The organism is Microbacterium karelineae (genome assembly GCF_009745985.1).
Lineage (GTDB): Bacteria > Actinomycetota > Actinomycetes > Actinomycetales > Microbacteriaceae > Microbacterium > Microbacterium karelineae.
On record NZ_WFIX01000190.1, the window covers coordinates 324,593 to 342,619 of the forward strand.

Annotated in this window: 8 protein-coding genes; 3 read left to right on the forward strand and 5 right to left on the reverse strand. The window is 69.0% G+C overall.

The genetic code is table 11. The features are described 5' to 3' along the window. Positions 1–6: 6 nt before the first annotated feature. From GB932_RS14680 to GB932_RS14690, 3 genes are all read right to left on the reverse strand, one after another. Positions 7–1,245, reverse strand: a complete 1,239-nt coding sequence (locus GB932_RS14680; protein ID WP_438616721.1) for a ParB/RepB/Spo0J family partition protein — start codon at positions 1,243–1,245, stop codon at positions 7–9. Then, complete coding sequence (locus GB932_RS14685) at positions 1,242–2,111, reverse strand: ParA family protein (protein WP_156761776.1); 870 nt, start codon at positions 2,109–2,111, stop codon at positions 1,242–1,244. Before GB932_RS14685 ends, GB932_RS14680 begins: the two co-directional genes overlap by 4 nt. A 262-nt stretch (positions 2,112–2,373) precedes the next feature. Next, on the reverse strand, positions 2,374–8,415 hold the full coding sequence (locus GB932_RS14690; RefSeq protein ID WP_156761434.1) for a DUF7927 domain-containing protein: 6,042 nt from the start codon (positions 8,413–8,415) through the stop codon (positions 2,374–2,376). A gap of 318 nt (positions 8,416–8,733) precedes the next feature. On the opposite strand from GB932_RS14690, the gene GB932_RS14695 reads away from it, so the two are divergent. Then, entirely contained in the window at positions 8,734–11,244 is a 2,511-nt protein-coding gene (locus GB932_RS14695) for a helix-turn-helix transcriptional regulator (protein WP_156761435.1), read from the forward strand. Positions 11,245–11,293: 49 nt separating this feature from the next. On the opposite strand, the gene GB932_RS14700 is transcribed toward GB932_RS14695, so the two are convergent. Further along, positions 11,294–12,502, reverse strand: a complete 1,209-nt coding sequence (locus GB932_RS14700) for an MFS transporter (RefSeq protein ID WP_156761436.1) — start codon at positions 12,500–12,502, stop codon at positions 11,294–11,296. 141 nt (positions 12,503–12,643) lie between these two features. Here GB932_RS14700 and GB932_RS14705 point away from each other — a divergent pair, with 141 nt between their 5' ends. After that, positions 12,644–13,216, forward strand: coding sequence for a GNAT family N-acetyltransferase (locus GB932_RS14705; RefSeq protein ID WP_231916225.1), 573 nt, complete (start codon positions 12,644–12,646; stop codon positions 13,214–13,216). Positions 13,217–13,229: 13 nt separating this feature from the next. On the opposite strand, the gene GB932_RS14710 is transcribed toward GB932_RS14705, so the two are convergent. Beyond that, a complete protein-coding gene (locus GB932_RS14710; protein WP_156761437.1) occupies positions 13,230–13,634 on the reverse strand; it encodes a winged helix-turn-helix transcriptional regulator in 405 nt (134 codons plus the stop codon). Between the two features lie 97 nt (positions 13,635–13,731). On the opposite strand from GB932_RS14710, the gene GB932_RS14715 reads away from it, so the two are divergent. Then, positions 13,732–14,667: an alcohol dehydrogenase catalytic domain-containing protein gene (locus GB932_RS14715; RefSeq protein ID WP_156761438.1), complete on the forward strand. Its 936-nt coding sequence runs from the start codon at positions 13,732–13,734 to the stop codon at positions 14,665–14,667. The last annotated feature ends 3,360 nt before the right edge of the window (positions 14,668–18,027 follow it).

Consider the following 18,027-nt stretch of genomic DNA (forward strand, 5'->3'; position numbering starts at 1 on the left):
AGCCGACTACTGCTCGTAACCCGATTCGCCGAGCTCGCCGAGGATCCGGTTGAGGTCCTGGATCGTCGCGAAGCTGATCTTGATCTGGCCCTTTCGCGCCGTCAGGTCGATCTTCACGCGCGTGCTGAGGCGATCGCCGAGCTTCTCGGACACCTCATCGAGATAGGCGCGCCGCGCGCCGGCCTTGGGCTTCGCAGGCGCCTTCGCGCCCTGTCCCGCTCCCGCGATCTGCTTCGCGGCGGCCTCGGCGGATCTCACCGAGAGTTCCTCGTTGACGATCTTGTCGGCGAGCTTCTGCATGCCCTCGGCGTCGCCGTCGAGCGACAGGATGGTGCGCGCGTGACCCGCGGTCAGCACGCCCGCGGCGACGCGCTGCTGCACGGCCTCGGGCAGGCGGAGGAGGCGGATCGTGTTGGAGATCTGCGGGCGCGAGCGCCCGATGCGGTCGGCGAGCTGCTCCTGCGTGATCCCGAAGTCCTCGATCAGCTGCTGATAGGCCGACGCCTCTTCGAGCGCGTTGAGCTCCGCGCGGTGGATGTTCTCGAGCAGCGCGTCGCGCAGGAGGTCCTCGTCGGCCGTCTCGCGGACGATCGCGGGGATCCTCTCGAGCCCCGCCTCGCGGGAGGCGCGCGTGCGGCGCTCACCCATGATCAGTTCGTACGTGCCGTCCTTCTTGTCGCGGACGACGACCGGCTGCAGCACGCCGAACTCGCGCACCGAGTGGACGAGCTCCGCGAGATCGTCGCTGTCGAAGAGCGTGCGCGGCTGGCGCGGGTTCGGCACGATCGTGTGCGGGTCGATGTGCACGAGCCGGATGCCGGGCACCTCGGCGAGCTGCTCGTCGGCCTGAGGTGCCGGGGCGGCCGCCGTCGCCGCGCCGCTCGCGGTCTTCGCGGATCCGCTCGCCTTCGATCGCGACGTCGTCTGGCGCCCCGTCGTCGACGCTGCCGCCTTCGCGCGCGTGCCCGTGGTCTTGGACGGAGTCGACGCCTTCTTGGTCGATGCCTTCGTGGCGGGTGTCTTCGCGGCAGGCGCCTTCACGGCAGGCGCCTTCGCGTTCGAGGTCTTTGCGGGCGCGGCCTTCGCCGCAGGGGCCTTCTTCTCCGCGGCGGGCTCCGGGGCCTCCTCGCGATCGATCACGGCGGATCCGGCGAAGAAGACGTCAGACGGACGCTCGCGCGTCTCGCTGCCGGTGGGGATGAGGGCGCCGATCCCTCGGCCGAGACCAGTGCGCTTCGCCATCAGTTCCGCCCTTTCCTGCGGGGTGCCCCGCGCTTCACGATTTCGACCGCCGCTTCCTTGTAGGCGATCGCGCCCGCAGAGGATTCGTCGTAGGAGATGACCGTCTGGCCGAAGCTCGGGGCCTCGGAGACCCGCACCGACCGCGGGATCACGGTCTGCAGCACCTCGTCGGGGAAGTGCTGACGCACCTCGTCGGCGACCTGCTGCGCGAGGCGCGTGCGGCCGTCGTACATCGTCAGCAGAATCGTCGACACTCGTAGACGAGTGTTGAGGTGCTTCTGGATCATCTTGACGTTGCCCAGCAGCTGGCTCAGGCCCTCGAGCGCGTAGTACTCCGCCTGGATCGGCAGGAAGACCTCATCTGCCGAGCTGAACGCGTTGATCGTCAGCAGCCCGAGCGACGGCGGGCAGTCGATGAGCACGAAGTCGAGCGGTTCGTCGAGCTCGCCGAGGTACTCCTGCAGAGCCGTGTCGAGCCGCTTCTCACGGGCGACCTGCGACACGAGCTCGATCTCCGCGCCGGCGAGGTGGATCGTGCTGGGAACGCAGAAGAGGCGTTCGCTCTCGGTGCTCTGCTGCACCGCGTCGACGATGCGCACATCGTTGATGAGCACGTCGTAGATGCTCGTCGTATCGGAGCTGTGGGGCACGCCGAGCGCCGTGGACGCGTTGCCCTGCGGGTCGAGGTCGATGACCATGACGCGTCCACCGAGGGCCGCGATCGCGGCCGCGATGTTGACGGTCGTCGTCGTCTTGCCGACGCCGCCCTTCTGGTTCGACACCGTGAGGATGCGCGTCTCGCCCGTGAACTCGATCTCGACCTCCTCGAGCTGGCGGCGCCGCGAGCTGAGATCCTGCAGCTGACGCATGATCGGGCTGTCATCGAAGGCGGCAGCGATGTTGCTGGAGTGCTGGCTCACGCGCGTCCTCTCGTTCCCCGGGCCGACCTGACAACTCTAACCGCCTGGGGGGACATCACTGTGGAGACCAACGCGTTCCACGTGAAACCCACGGGCACGACGAGAGGCGGTCCACCGGGCCACAGAACCCCGACGGACCGCCTCTCGCGCGGCGCGAGTCTCCCGCGCGCATCCCGGCCCTTCTGTCGGAACAGAAGGGCCGGAACCTGCGTCAGCTCATCTGACGGCGCCTCCTCACTGCCATGAGCACGCCGCCCATCAGCATGAGCGCGAGGCCGCCGATGAGGACGCTCGTCGCGATGGTCCCGCCGGTGGCGGGGAGCGGCGCAGCCGGCTCCTCGGGCTCCTCGGGCGCGGCAGGCGCCGCCGGCTCCTCAGGCTCGGGGACATCGACGACGGAGTTCACCGTGCAGTCCGCACGCTCGCCCTCGGCGGCGCACTCGTCAGGCGCAGGTGGCTCCTGGCCCGGGTCGACGAGTGCATTGAGGAGGCTGTCGTCTCCGCGCGCACCGTCCTCGTTCACCGTCACCGCGTACTCGACGGTCACGTGCTGGCCGGGCTCGAGTGTGCCGACGATGCCGAAGCGACCGTCGACGATCGCGGTGACCGTCAGCGCGTCGTCCGACGTGACCGGCTGGGCGGTGACCGTCGCGTCGTCGAGCACGCCCGCCAGGGCGTCCTCTCGGCTCACGTCGATCGGCCCCTCGCCGATGTTCTCGAAGTGGAGCGTGTAGGTGAGGTCCTCACCAGCCACCACGGTTGTACCGGACGACGGGTCGACCGTCTTCCAGTCGTCGAGCTCGCCAACGGGGTGCACGGTGAACGGAGGCTCGAACGGCTCGCACTCCTGCTCGCACTCCGGCGCGGGCATGTACGGCGGCCGATCCGGGATGACGACGTTGCCGACGACGTCGTCGCCGCGCTCGCCGTCTCCGCGCACCGTCACCTGGTAGGTCACGGTCGCCGTCTCGCCCGCGGCGAGGTCGCCCTCGACACGCAACTGATCGCGGTCGACGACCGCCGTGATCTGCTCGGCGTGCGCCTCATCGACGACCGGGGCACCGGTCAGATCCGCATCATCGAACACGTCCGAGAGGTCGTCGATCGAGTCCACGCGGCCCGCAGCCTGCCCGTCGTTGGCGAACGTCACCGTGTACGTGATCACGTCACCGGCGACGACGCCTTCACCCGAGGCCGGGTCGGCCGACTTCGCCGGCGTCACGTGCGGAAGGAGGACCTCGACCGGCGGCACGTCGCCGTCGCAGTCGATTCCCTCGTCGCACTGAGGCGTTGCCACGTTGACGAGGTCATGGTCGCCCGAGTTGGTGACGGTCACCGAATAGGTGATCGTCACCCTTTCTCCCGCGGCGAGCGGGCCCGACCAGGTCAGGCTCGCGCCATCCACGACCGGCTCGGGGATCTCCGAACCATCCGACGCGATCGCGACCACATCGCCGTTGTAGGCAGCATCGTCGAGCACATCCGACATGTCATCCGACACACCGGCGGGCATCTCGGCGGTGAAGTCACCGTCACCCGTGTTCGACACCGTCACGGTGTATTCGACGACATCACCTGCGGCGAGGCCCTCGTCCGGAGTGACCGACTTAGTCACCTCGAGCGCCGGGTTGTCGATGCGGTTGACCGTGCAGTCGGCGCGCTCGCCCTCGGCGGGCACGCATACTTCGCCGGGCTCGGCGGGCGGCTCCTCGCCGGGATCCACGATCGCGTTCACGAGTTGACCGTCGCCCTGTTCGACCGGAGCGTTCACTGTCACCGTGTACTCCACGGTCACGTGCTGACCCGGATCGAGTGTGCCGGCGATGCCGAAGCGACCGTCGGCGATCTCCGTGACCGTCAGCGCGTCGTCCGACGATGTCGGCTGCGCGGTGACCGTCGCATCGTCGAGCACGCCCGCCAGTGCGTCCTCCCGGTTCACCTCGATCGGCGCCTGACCGATGTTCTCGAAGTGCAACGTGTACGTCACCTCGTCGCCGGAAGCCACAGTCGAGCCGGACGACGGGTCGACCGTCTTCCAGTCGGCCAGTGCCCGCACGGGGTGCTCGGTGAACGGCGGCTCGAACGGGTCGCAGTCGTCCGAGCAGTCGGGCGCGGGAACGAAGGGCGGCTGATCCGGCGTCACGACGTTGCCGACGACATCGTCGCCGCGCTCACCGTCATCGCGTACCGTCACCCGGTAGGTGACCGACGCGGTGGCGCCCGCGGCGAGGTCGCCCTCGATGCGCAGCTGATCGCCGTCGACGACAGCCGTGATCTGCTCGGCGTGCGCCTCATCGACCACGGGCTCACCCGTCAGATCCGCATCGTCGAACACGTCAGCCAGGTCGTCGGTCGAATCCACCGGACCGGCCGCCTGGCCGTCGTTCGTGAAGGTCATCGAGTAGGTGATCTCCTGGCCGGCGATCACGGTCTCACCCGACGCGGGGTCGGACGACTTCGTCGGGGTCACGTGCGGCAGCGGGATCTCCACCGGCGGCACGTCGCCACCGCAGTCGATACCCTCGCCGCACTGCGCGGTCGCGACGTTGACCAGATCATGGTCGCCGGAGTTCGTGACGGTCACCGAGTAGGTGATCGTCACGGTCTCACCTGCGGCGAGCGGTCCCGACCAGGTCAGGACGTTCCCGTCGACGACGGGCTCCGGAACCTCGGACTCGTCCGACGCGATCGCGACCACGTCGCCGTTGTAGGCGGCGTCGTCGAGCACATCCGACATGTCATCCGAGACCCCCGCCGGCATCTCGACGGTGAAGTCGCCGTCGCCGACGTTCGACACCGTGACCGAGTACTCCACGACGTCGCCGGCCTCGACGAGACCGTCGGCGTCGGCCGTCTTCCCCACCACCAGCTGAGGAAGCGGCGTGGGGCAGCCCGTGACCATCTGCGGAAGGCCGAACTGACTCGTCGTTCCATCAGCGAGCGGGAAACCGCCCGTGACGAGTCCCGCGTCAGCGGCGTCGGGGGTGTTCACGACGCTCAGCGACGACCCATTGCGGTTGGCGACGTACATCTTCCCGTCGGGGGCGCGACGTACCTGACCGCCGGTGGCGCCGACGGGGCCGACGGCTTCCTCGGTGGCCTTCACGTCCGCGCCGGTGAGCGCGCCGTCGATCTGATAGCGGTAGAGCTGTCCGCCGCTGAAGATCATCGTGGCGTACACGAAGGCGCCGTCAGGCGAGAACTCGGCGTTGTAGCCCGTGTACCCCGTGCCGTCGCCGGTGGGAAGCTGCCACTCGTATTTCTGGTAGATGGCGCCGGTCTCGGCGTCGAAGCCGAGCACCCGCACCTTCGCCTCCGCGCCGCGGTACCCGGTGAGCGCGACGAGCTGCGAGTATTCGGCGTCGAAGGCGAGCGAACCGTAGTAGTCGCCGTTCACCGTCGGCATCACGCTGACAGTGGCGTCGCCGGTCACCGGCCCGCTCGCGTCGAACTCGTATGCGAGCACGTTCGGCGAGCCGTTGGTGTAGGTGAGGACCCAGTATCCGCTGCCGTCCGCGTTCGGAACCGCGGTGATCGCCTCAGAAGCGGTGCCCTCAGCGCCGAGCGGAACGTTCTTCACGTCGGTCACCGCTCCGAGTCCGTCGTTGAGCGACATGTCCACGACCGAGTAGGTGAGCTGTGTGTTCGCGGCGCTGTCGACGTCGGTGCTCGTCGTGACGACGAAGTATCGGTCGCCGTCACCCGCCGCCGCGAACGCCGCGACGGTCTGCGTCGCCGAGGGGTTGCCGAGCAGGCCGTCGCCGTTCGGCATCACGTCGCCGTTGCGATCGAACACCTGCTGACCGTTGCTCCAGAACTTCAGGTTCCCGCCGGCGTCGGTGACGACCGTGGAACCCTCCATCGTGTACTGGTTGCCGGCGAACGTCTCCGCGCTCGTACCGTCCACACCGAAGTCGATCGCTCCTCCGTCGCCGAAGAACCAGAACCGCTCCGTTCCTCGCCGCTCCTCGGCCGTGCAGACGGCTGGAGGTGCGAGCGGCGCGACCGAGACCGGGTGGTCCTCGACCTCACCGCCGCGGGCCGGTCCGGTCGGGGCGACATCCTCACCCGCGGGGAACAGGCGGAATCGCGCGAAGGTGTCGGCGAGCGTCGCGGCGGGGCCGAACGACAGCATGTACTCGCTCGAACCGGAGTTCGCGGGCACATCGACCGTCACCAGCTCCGACTCGTCGAATGTGCCGCTGCCGTCGAGGTCGATCCAGCCCGCCAGCACCGCGTCCCCGCCGGTGTCATTTGCGGCCGTCACCGCGACGTCCGTCGAGACCCCGAGCGCGATCTCGATCGGGCCCGCGACGCCGTCCTCATCGGCGACGCCGCTCGCGTCGTCTCCATCCGCCGCTGCCGTCGGCTGGTCGCCGGCCTCGATGTCGATCGACGCGCCGATCATCAGCGGTGCCGTGTTCGCCCCGAGGTCATGATCGAGCACCCGGTGCGACGCGCCGCCGTACGACTCCGGCGCGTCCGAGTAGTCCTCGCAGGGCTGCCCGAAGTTGTCGAAACGCGTCAGTTCGTCGAGCCGCGAGGTCGACTCGACCGCGAACCCGAAGTGCTCCACATCGGCGAGCACCGCCGCGAATTGGTCGTCGGTCGGCGCTGGGCTTGCCGCGTCCGGACCCCCGTTGTGGCCGTCCCAGCCCGTGACCCACTGCGACGCGTCGAGCGGAACCTGAACACGGTTCCATCCCGTCTCGTCCTCGAGCTGGTCGACGAACGTGTAGAAGTAGCGCTCGCCGTTTGCGCCCTCGATGGCGGTGTAGACGGGGAACTCGATGCCGGCCTCGTTGCGATAGTCGAACTGCAGGGTCTCGCCCATCGCGAATCCGTAGTCCGAGGCGTAGCCGTTCGCCGTCAGCTCGGGGGTCAGCATCTCGGTGATGCTGCCTCCTTCCCAGTCCTCGGACCAGACGTGACCGCCGGGGTTTCCGCCTTCGGCGGACCAGTTCATATTGTCTGCGGCATGGTGTTGTGTGAACCCGTCCGTCGTCGTGCGACGACGCCACTGCTCGGCAGCCTCCTGGTCATCGAAGGTGATGTACTCGTTGCAGCCGAAGAAGATCGGGGCACCATCGGTGACCGTGACCGTGCTCGAGCCCGGCTCCTCGAGCCCGACGATCGACGTGATGTTCTCGGGGCCGTTCGTGAAGGCGCCCGTGGCGTCTGCGACGACATCGATCGTGATGTCGCACGACGTCTCGCCCGCGGCGAGGGATCCGTTCGTCACCTCGATCGCGGCGGCTCCGGCCTCGGCCGTCACGTCGGCCATGCAGCTCGCGTCCACCGCCGGATCCTGCGCGACCGTGAGGCCGGCGCTGAGCGTGTCCGTGAAGCTCCACCCCTCCTTCGAGGCGAGCTCGGACGTGTTCGTCACGGTGAACGTCAGGGGGAAGGACGCACCCGTCGTCGCGTCCGCGACGCGGAATGCCTTGTCGAGCTTCGGCGTGGCATCGACGATGCGGATGTTGTCGATGGCGTGATCGTTGCCGGCCCCGCTTCCGTTCTCGTTCCGCATCACGATGTCGATCGAGGATCCATCGCTGAGGAACGAGCCGTCGGATGCGAAGGTGCCCGTGCCGCCGGAGGCGCACGGGTTGATCGGGCTGTCGGACACGGGCGTCTCGCCACCGTCGACGCCTTCGAGCCAGAAGCGCAGCAGGGGCGCGGAGACCTGGCAGTTGACCGCGACCGCGTCGACGGAGAACGTCAGGAACCGGCCGTCGGACGCCAGTTCGATCGGCTCGGCCGTGCGGAGCTGCACATTGTTCGCGCCAGGGTCACCCGCCGTATAGGCGGCCAGCGAACTCGCGCTGCCGTTGTACTCGCTCATCGCGGTCGCCGCGCTGACGACACCGCTCCAGGAATCGCACTCACCGGGATCTGGTGCGCCGACGTCGAGCACGAATCCGTTGCAACTCGCCAGCGACATCCACTCGGAGTCTGCCGTATAGGTCTGGCCGTCGGCACCGACGTAGTCGCCGAGGAGCTGGACGCTCTCGTCCGGGCGGTTCTCGAAGTCCTCCTCGAAGACGACTTCCGGATCCTCCGGAACGCCCGGGTTGCCCGGTTCCGCCGACGCGGGCTGTGTCGCGATCACGGCCTCGGTCGCGACGAGGCCCGCGGCGAGCAGGCCCGCTGTGGCGAGGACCGCGGTCGAACGTCTGATCACCCCCGCCGGCGCCAGGCCACCATACAGGTCTCTCACGAACATGAGCGCTTCTCCGATCTGTTTCACCATGGCGGCTCTTCCCACGCGTTCCCCCGGCCAGGGGGATCACCCGCGCCGTCGGCTCCCGCCGGCGTCGGTGTGCGGACGGTCCAGGTACCTGCACGTGCCCGCAGGCGAGCCTCCGCCAGCATTCCGGTCGGGCCGCGTGCCGCTCAAACATCGCCGCGGAATTCACCCGTTCATTCACCCTTTTTCTCCCCGCAGCACCCGCGCGCTCTAAACTCAGCTCCGGAGGCCCGCGGCCGCGACAACGCGACCTGTCCACACAGCCGGAGGATCATGCGAGCAGGTGTCATCCCAGGCGCACCACGCACCCCGCATCCGATCGTGGCTCGCCCCGCATTCCACACATGGATGGATCAGCAGGCAGATGCCCCCGCCGTGATGATCTGCGGGGGACCGGGATATGGCAAGACGTCCGCTCTGCTGGCCTGGACGAACGAACGCGTCCGCGCGGGAGAGACCATCGTCTGGCTCACTCTCGACGCGGCGCTCGCGCAGCGGGCGACGTTCTGGATGGTGCTCCTGCACAGGATCCGAGATGCCGGGCTCCCCGTCGATGGCGAGCTGATCGATGCCCTGACGAGCTCCGACGAGAGCGCGGCGCCCACGCTGCCGGCGCTGGTGCTCCGCCAGTTCGCCCCGACCGCCCATCCGATGATCCTCGTCGTCGACAACGTCGGCGACGAAGTCGCCGACGACGCGCTGGTCGATGACCTCGTGCGGCTCGTCACCCACGACTGCGCCATCCGCGTCGTCTTCACGACGCGGCGCTCCCCCGGAACCACGGGGATCGAGCGCCGCCTGCAGTCCTCACTCGCTGTGAGTGAGCCCGCACTGCTGTTGCTGGCACCCGACGAAGTCGCGTCGCTCGCGCGAGCGCTGCACGTCACCCTCGCATCGACCGAGGCACATCGGATAGCCGAGGAGACAGGCGGCTGGGCCTTCGCCGTCACGGCCGAACTGACCTCGCATTCCGACCACACACACGCCATCTCCCCGGGAGCCAGGATGGCCCAGGAGCTCGCTGCCGAGGAAGGCTACCCAGGTCTGCGGCTCCTCTCGGTCGCCCGTCGCATCGACGACGAGCTCCTCTCCCGCCTCGGGCTCGGCGCGGCCACACGCGCATTGATGAGCAGGTGCCGCGACCTGGGCCTCGGGTGGTGGGAGGATGGACCACCATCGACCTATCGACTCCGACCCGTGCTGCGACGCGCACTCGCACACGAGCTCACTGACGTCGACCCTGAGGCCGCCGCCAGCGCGCATCGCGTCCTCGCGGAGCTGCAGGAGGAGCGCGGGGAGTACAGCGCCGCCTTCGCCTCCGCTGTGTCCGCGTCCGAGTGGTCGCTCGCGGCGCGCCTCTACCGTCGCAGCATCACGCGGTCGACGACGCGCCGCACGGCCTCCACGGCGGTCGTCCGTCGGATCCCCGCCGGGGCGCTGCGATCACAGCCGATCTTGATGTTTGCCGCCGCACTCGACGACTTCGCGACAGGGCGACGCGCTCGCTCCGTACGGCGTCTGACCGGCCTGCTGCTCGCCACACAGGGCAGGCAGCGCCTGCGCCGCACCTCCTTCACTGTCGACGATGTGTGGCTCCAGGGGATCGTCGCGCTCAGCCTGCGCCTCCTCGGCAAGTACGACATCTCGGCCGCCGCCGTGCGACGCCTGCACCACATGCTCGAACGCACACGAGATCCGGATGGCGAGCTCGACGACGCGATGTCCCTGATCCTGAGCCAATCAGCCCTCTCGATGCTGTTCTCCGACGACCTGGACGACGCGTTGCGGATGCTCGGAGAAGCGGGCATCGACCATCTCGTCGACCGTCCGCTCGTCGACCGCGTGCGGATCCACGGCACCTCCGCGCTGGTGCTCACGCAGTACGGCGACATCCGCGCCGCACGCGAACACCTCGACGCGATATCCGCTCTCCGGCCGACAGACGAACTCACCCGCTCGTATCTCGCCGTTCCCTCCGTGATCGCCCGCGCGCGCACCCTCATCGAAGACGGCGAGGGACACGAGGCGGAGCGCGTCATCGCGCTCACGGATCCGCACTGGCCCACCACCGAGCTGTGGCCCCTGATCCTGCACACGCGGGTGCGTGCCGTCTGGCTTGTGGCGGACGCCGCCACGGCGCTCCACGCCTTCGACTCAGGTATGCGGGACAAGGGTGAGACGACACCACCGAGCCGCGCGATGTCGGTCATGCTCACCCTCCTGCACTGCGATCTGCTTCTCGCCGCAGGCCGCGCGTCCGAGGCGCAGACCCTCATCACATCGTCGGCGCATCAGCGCTCGCGACGCCTGAACCTCGCGCGTGCGCGGCTTCGCCTTCATCGAGGCGATGCGCTCGGCGCGTCATCCGTCGCGCTCACGACGCTGACATCCATGTCCCATCCACACGACATCGCCTCGCTGTCCATCATCGCCGCGTCGGCGGCGATGCAGATCGGCGACGACGCAGACGACATCTCCCGCCGGCTCGAGCGACCCCTCGCGCTTGCGAGGACAAACGGCTTGGTCACCCCATTCACCCTCGTCCCCCCGCGCGACGCGGCGGCGATGTTGGACTCGGCACCCGAAGTCCGACGAACGGTCGCACGCCTCGCTCCGCTGCATCCCCCCGAGTCCACCGGGATCGAACTCACGACACGCGAGCACCTGATCCTCGAGGCGATTGCCGAACGGAAATCCGTTGCGGAAACGGCGGACGCTCTGTCGGTGTCCGTCAACACCGTGAAGTCTCAGAGGCGTTCCCTGTACCGAAAGCTCGGTGCCGGGTCCCGCATCGAGGCACTCGACGCCGCACGCCGTCGGGGTCTTCTCTGAGCGGCAGGTGCCGCCGAGCACCACAGCAGGATGGCTCAGCGGCGCGCCTTCATGACGGAGGTGCCTTCTCGGCGGGCCTGCGCGGGGAGCGCAGCGCGACGGCGACGCCGATTCCCCAGGTCACGGGGATCGCGGCGAGCGAGAGGAACAGCGCGCCGTACGAGCCGTCGCCTGCTCCGCTGATCACGCCATAGCCGAGGAGCGGTCCCGTCACCTGACCGAGCGGGCCGACCGCGCTGTAGACTCCGATCCGCCGCCCCAGACGCGCCCGCGGCGCGCTCTCGAGCGCGGCGGAGAAGACCGTCGTCGACACCATTCCGACGGCGGCCCCGGTTGACGCGATCAGGACGAGCAGGAGGGCGGCGGCATCGGCGAGCGGGCGCAGCGCCGAGGATGCCGCGAGGACGAACGCCGCGAGGAGGAGGTTCCTGCGGGTCGCGCCGAGGAGCGACGGCCGTACGATCAGGACGCTCGTCATGGCGAGCAGTCCCAGGACTCCTGCGACGAGTGCCCCCGCGCTGAGTCTCACCGTGGAGTCACCCCACGACCCGCTCGCGCGCGCGGCGATGTCCAGCGGGTGATACGTCAGATACGCGGACAGCATGATGTTCATGCCCAGCTGTATGCCGAGCAGAAGCGGCCAGGGCAGGTGTTGGGGTCTCGCGCGACCGGGCTGCTGGTCCTGGCGGTCCTCGTCTGGTCGCGGCGATGTATCGTACGGCCGGATGAGACCCGTGGCGGGAACGACGATCGCCAGTACCGCGAGCACGATCGTCGTCTGCCAGATCGCGCCCGGCAGGAGGAGCAGAAGCATGATCGGCAGAAACGCGCCGAGATACGACACGAGCACCATGACGGTCGCGCCGCGCTGACGGTGAGTGGGGAGGGCATCACCGAGCAACGCTCGCAGCGCAGCCATCGCTCCGGACATCCCGAGTTGTGAGAGCCCCCACCCCACGGAGAGCATCCACGGCGTGTCCGCGCTCACCAGAGTCGCCAGACCGAGGAGCCCGATGGCGGCGCCCGCGACGGCGATCATCCATCGCAGCCATCCGGTCGATCGACCGACATCGGCGAGTCGTCCGGCGAGGAGCGCTCCAGCGATCGCAGCGAGCGATCCGGCGGTGCTCACGATCGCGACGGTGGAATCGAGCCCCGTCGACCCGGCGATCTCGGCGGCGCGCTGGGCGAGCCCGATCGCCACAGGCGGCACGAGCGCAGCGAGCGCCAGAAGCTTGGCGATGTTGATGCGCGCCACAAAGGCCCTCGACTGTGCGCGCAACGCGTGTCCGATATCCCGGTCAGTCCGCATCATCGGTCCAGACTACGAGTTCGCGCGGCCACGCCTCACCAGTATTCCGCAATCAGCTCTCGATCTCGATCATGCGATGCTTGTCTCGTGACCTTCAAGCACGCCATCTGGCCCGTCCACACGGAGCGCCTCTGCCTGCGCCCGTTCACGCCCGCCGACATCGAGCACGCGTGGAGCTACCGTCAGCTCGTGGAGGTCACGACCTGGACAGGATCCTGGCTTGCGTCCGTCGACGAATGGCGGGAGTTCGCGTCCCCCCGCAGCGACATCCTCGCGATCGAGCACGAGGGGGAACTCGTCGGCGACATGAAGTTCAGCGTGCGGGACGGCTGGGGGCAGCGCGGGACGGATCCGGCCGCCGTACGCGGGGTGGAAGCCGAGCTCGGCTGGACGATCGACCCCGCGCACGCCGGACAGGGATACGCCACGGAGGCCGCGCGTGCCCTCATGCACGTCGCGTTCGACACGGTGCAGGTGCGCCGCGTCGTGGCGTACGCGTTCGCCGACAACGCACCGTCCGTGCGGATCATGGAGAAGCTCGGCATGCGCCGCGAGTTCATGACGAAGGAGGATTCGTTCCACATGACGCGCGGATGGATCGACGGCGTCGGCTACGCGATGCTCGGACGCGAGTGGCGGGACCTCCAGAAGCAGGGGTGATGTCCGCCGAAGTTCAGTCCCGGCCCGAATCGAACTTCTCGCGATTCTCCTCGACGATCGCCATGTGGGTCTCCGCCCAGGCCTTGATGGCGAGGATCGGCTGCCGCAGCGATGCGCCGAGCTCCGTGAGCTCGTAGTCGACGCGGACGGGCACGCTGGCCGTCACGGTGCGCGCCACGAGCCCGTCCCGCTCAAGCGACCGCAGGGTCTGCGTGAGCATCTTCTCGCTCACCCCGGCGATCCGCCGCGACAGCTCGGAGTATCGCAGGGTTCCCGCGTCGTCGAGCGCGGCGATCACGAGAGCGACCCACTTGTCACTGATGCGATCGAGCAGCTTCCTGCTCGGACAGTCGGCGAGGTACGCGTTGTATGCCAATCGCTCCTCCGCACGCCGATCGCGCGCCGTCATCGTCGCCATGGCTTACCTCCGCGTTCGTGCCCGACCTCGACGTTCGTACTTCCTCATGGAGAGTAGCCCCACCAGACTGGAGTCGCAACCACAGGAATGGAGCACCATGAACACGACCGCCATCACCACCACCGACCGTGTCGCCTCGCTCGTCTCGGAGAGGGGAGAAGGGGCGCCGCGCCTCGTCACGATCGGCACACCGACGCCAGGGCCCGGCGAGGTTCTCGTCTCGGTCGCCGCGGCCGCGATCAATCCCGTCGACAGGATGGTCGCGTCGCCGGCCCGGACCCTGTTCGGCATCGACGACGACGCCGGGCTGGGCTGGGACGTCTCGGGGATCGTATCTGCGGTGGGGGAGGGCTCATCCCGCTTCACGGTCGGCGATCGCGTCGCCGGCATGCACCCGGGTCTGACCGAGACGAGCCGCACACATGCTGAGGCTGTCGTCATGGAGGAGGGGTGGCTCGCGCGGGTGCCCACAGGACTGGACCTCGTCGAGGTCGCGTCCGTGCCGCTCAACGCGCTCACCGCGCAGCAGGCTGTGGGGCTCCTCGGCGCCGGGGGCGGTCGATCACTCCTCATCACCGGCGCGGCGGGTGCGGTGGGCGGATACGCGGTGCAGTTCGCCTCCGAGGCGTCCTGGCGCGTCACCGCCTTGGCCCGTCCGGGCGACGAGGACTTCGTCACCGCGGCCGGCGCGGATCGGCTCGTATCGGATGTCGCGCCGATGTCCTACGACGCCGTGCTCGATGCCGCCGCGCTCCGCGAGCGCGCGCTCGCGGGCGTGCGCGACGGAGGCACGTATGTCGGCGTTCTGCCCGCCATGCCGCTCGCGGGCGCGCGGCGGATTCGTGCGCTCGACGTGATGGTCTCTCCTGACTCGGACGCCCTCGCGGGAATCCTTGACCGCGCCGCCTCTGGGGATCTGCCCGTGCGCGTCGCGGGGCGCACGCCTCTGTCCGATGCGCCGGCAGCGTACGCGCGCTCCGGCGAATCGGGGCAGCGCGGGCGTTGGCTGCTGCTCGGCCCTGCGGCGCGATGATGGGACCCGCGCGCGGTGTTTCACGTGAAACACCGCGCGCGGGCGTCGGCCGCGATGCACCGCGGTCAGGGCACGACGATACGAACCGAGACCGCCCGTGATCACCCGACGCCCCGTCACACTCAGGCGGTCGTGTCGAATCGCAATCCGCCCTTCGCGACGCGGTGCCCGGGTGGCGTCCGCAGCGGTGAGTCGCCAGGCCTCGCGACTCCGCGGAGAACTGTGTGGGCTCGGCGTTTCCGGCGATGTGCGTTCAGGATGCTCTTCGCCAGACGACTGCTCCCCGAGACGCGCCGCATGCGCTCCGACCGCCGAGGCTCAGAATCCCTCGGCGTGCTGACACCTGGACGCATTGATCGTGGCAGCGCACCGACGCGGCGTGTTTCACGTGAAACATCTCTGAATGAGGGCGCGCCGAGCCCAGGGCTCCGTCCGGCACACGTCATCCGCGCCCTTGCCGCAACCACGCGGCTCGCGAGGAGACACCCCTCGGGGGATCGCTCCTCCGTATCCCACGGCCCATCGGCCGTGATGTTTCACGTGAGTCACCATGCTCTGACGTCGACGATCCTCCTCGTGATCGACCTCGCACGGTGCCACCGGCGTGCTCCAGCCAGAGCATGGCTCACACCTCTCGACACCTGTGTGGTTCGACGCATCGGCGAACCGGGGGAGAGGTGACCGAGCCGCGTCCCGTCCGGAACGACGGTTCGATTCGCGAGCACCGCCGCGTTCTGGTCGTCGACAAGCGCGCCCAGACGCCGCACCCGGCGCGCTCGAGGCCCGCCATCGCGATGCGCACGCGGTGTGGACGTCGTGCGTCGCTGCATGCGGTCACGTGGCGATATCGCGACGAGTGCCGCAGCGGACGCACTATCGATCGGCGCCACCGGCATGCTTCACCCAGTGCGTGATTCACACCTCCCGACACCTGTGTGGCTCGACGCGCCGGCGAACCGGGGCGAGGTGACCGGAGCCGCGCCCCGTCCGAAACGACGGCTCTTTTCGCGAACACCTCCGCGTTCTGGTCGTCGACAACCGCGCCCGGACCCAGCGCCCGGCGCCCCGCCGACCGCCATCGCGATGCACACGCGGCGTGGACGTCGTGCATCGCTCCATGCAGTCACGTGGCCGTATGGCGACGATCGGCGCAGCGGACCATCGATCGCCGTACTGCGCGAGATCCCACCCTCGAACACACTCGCGCCGTTCTCCTCCCTCTCGCATCCGTTGCCCCGGTCTCCCGCGGATCCAACGTGCGAACGCGTCGAATGTGCGAAGAGCGGCACTGCCCACCGTGCTTCACGTGAAACATGCGCGACAGGGCGACGGGTACCTTCGTGTCATATGTGCGTTCAGTTGGAATCCCACGCCGGCGCGCACGGAGCGCGCCGTCGAGATCCCCCGCGCGTCGGTCCTGAACGTGCTTTCCCATCGGCGACAGCAACGCGTCGGGAGCGGAACCCGCCTGGTGATGGACCGTGGTCGCCGTCGCGCGGGATAGTGGGTGTTTCACGTGAAACATCCGACTGATCAGCGTGACTGACCGCTTGCGACGAGACATGCCCCCCTTCGTAGGCGACCCGCCCCGCCTCGCAACGCGGGGAGCCGGAGGACGTGGCGCGCCCGAACCGTCCCAGATGTGCGCCGCTACCACTCTCTCGCTCGCAGCATTGGTGTGCGTCCGAAGCAGCCGAGGCAAGCGGACCACGCCTCATCCCGTCGAAACGCCACCTATCAGACCGCAGGCCCGGCGTACTCACGGTAGACGACGCGCGTCCGCACTCCCGCTCACGCGCGTCGGCTACCTCGGTCGCGCTCCCGCACGCGGGCCCCCGCACGTGTACTGGCGCGTCGCGTATGAGAACCCACGCCGCACACGCTCCCGCGCCCTTGTCCCCTTCCCTCCGACCTGTCGCGTGATGGCCGCACGGAACCGGGAGCAGAGCGGGTCCGTCACGCCACGTAGACGCCGCCCGATGGCGCAACCACCACCGCGTCGTTGTCTGCCGCGAGGGCGTGCCCCATCATCGGGGCCGCAACGAGCAAGAACGCGAGGGCGTGCCTCACAAGGCGGAGGTGGGAGACGATGCTGAGCCCACACCGCGCGGGGCTTCGCGGGACGCGTCCGCGGCAGGCGGAGAGTCAGCGTGGAGCATCGCCGATCAACGACAGCGCCGCGAGTGGGCCCACGTTGCCGGAGGCTCCACGTGGCGCGCCCGCGACACGTGGAGGGGCAGGGGGGAGCGTTCTCGGTGCCTGCGCAGTAGGCGATGGATCGTGAGACATGGCCTGGGGCGTGCCTCATCATCGGAGCCGCGACGAGCACGGTCGCGACTCCTGGCCCCACGGGTACGGAGATTCCGTTGCGTCGCGCCGGCGACGCGTGGAGGAAAGTCGAGGAGCATCGCGAGACGGAGGAGGGAGCAGACGCGTGGGCCCACGCCGCGAGAGGCTCCGCGTGACGCGCCAGCGGCACGTGGAGGAGCGGTGGGGAGCATCGTCGAATGACGACAACGCCGCGAGCGGGCCCACGCTGACGGGCGCTTCACGCGGCCCACCAGCCACACGTGGAGGGACGGTGGGGTCGTGCTCAAGGCCTGCGTAGCGGGCGAGCAACTGCGAGCCAGGCCCTGACCGTCACTCCCGGCCTCGCGCAGCGTGGCCCCATGCATCCCCGCCCCGCGATACCAAGCACGCACGATGTGCGATGCGCGCTCCCGACGCGCCACACTGGGCCCACAGATTCACGATCCGGCCTACGCTCACCGACGCCCGCGGCGCCGCGCATCGTCGTGAATCAACCGCACATCCCCACGTTTCACGTGAAACACCACCTCACCCATTCCCGATCGGCGGACTCGAGAGGACTCCGCCACTCGTCCGCGCCTGCACTCGCATACACCGATCACGGCGAATCCAGCAGCACATGAGGGGGTCCGGGCCTGTCGAGATGTCGATCCCCGCGGCTGAGAACACGGCTGCGCACGTGGCGAGGTGGAGTTCGGCGCCACGCCGCCCGGGAAGAGCGCTGTCCCGCACCCCCGCCCGCATGTTTCACGTGGAACATGGGCATTGTGTCACCATTCGGGAGGACTTTGCCGCACCAGAGCGCCATCCACGTTGCGTCGGCCGCCACGCGTGCGAATCTGAGTCCGGGAGCTCGCGCCTCCGCGCAGGCTTTCGCGAAGCACATTCCTCGCGAACATGGTCGATCTCATGGGGAGGCGCAACGAAGCATGCCGCTCCCCGCACACGCGGGCGGCGTCACGCATCTCGATCGAGGCTCGACGGTCCGCACTCCACGCAGGTGCGCGTATCTGATCCCGGGCGGGAGGGCGTCCCCCGCGAGGTCTCGCA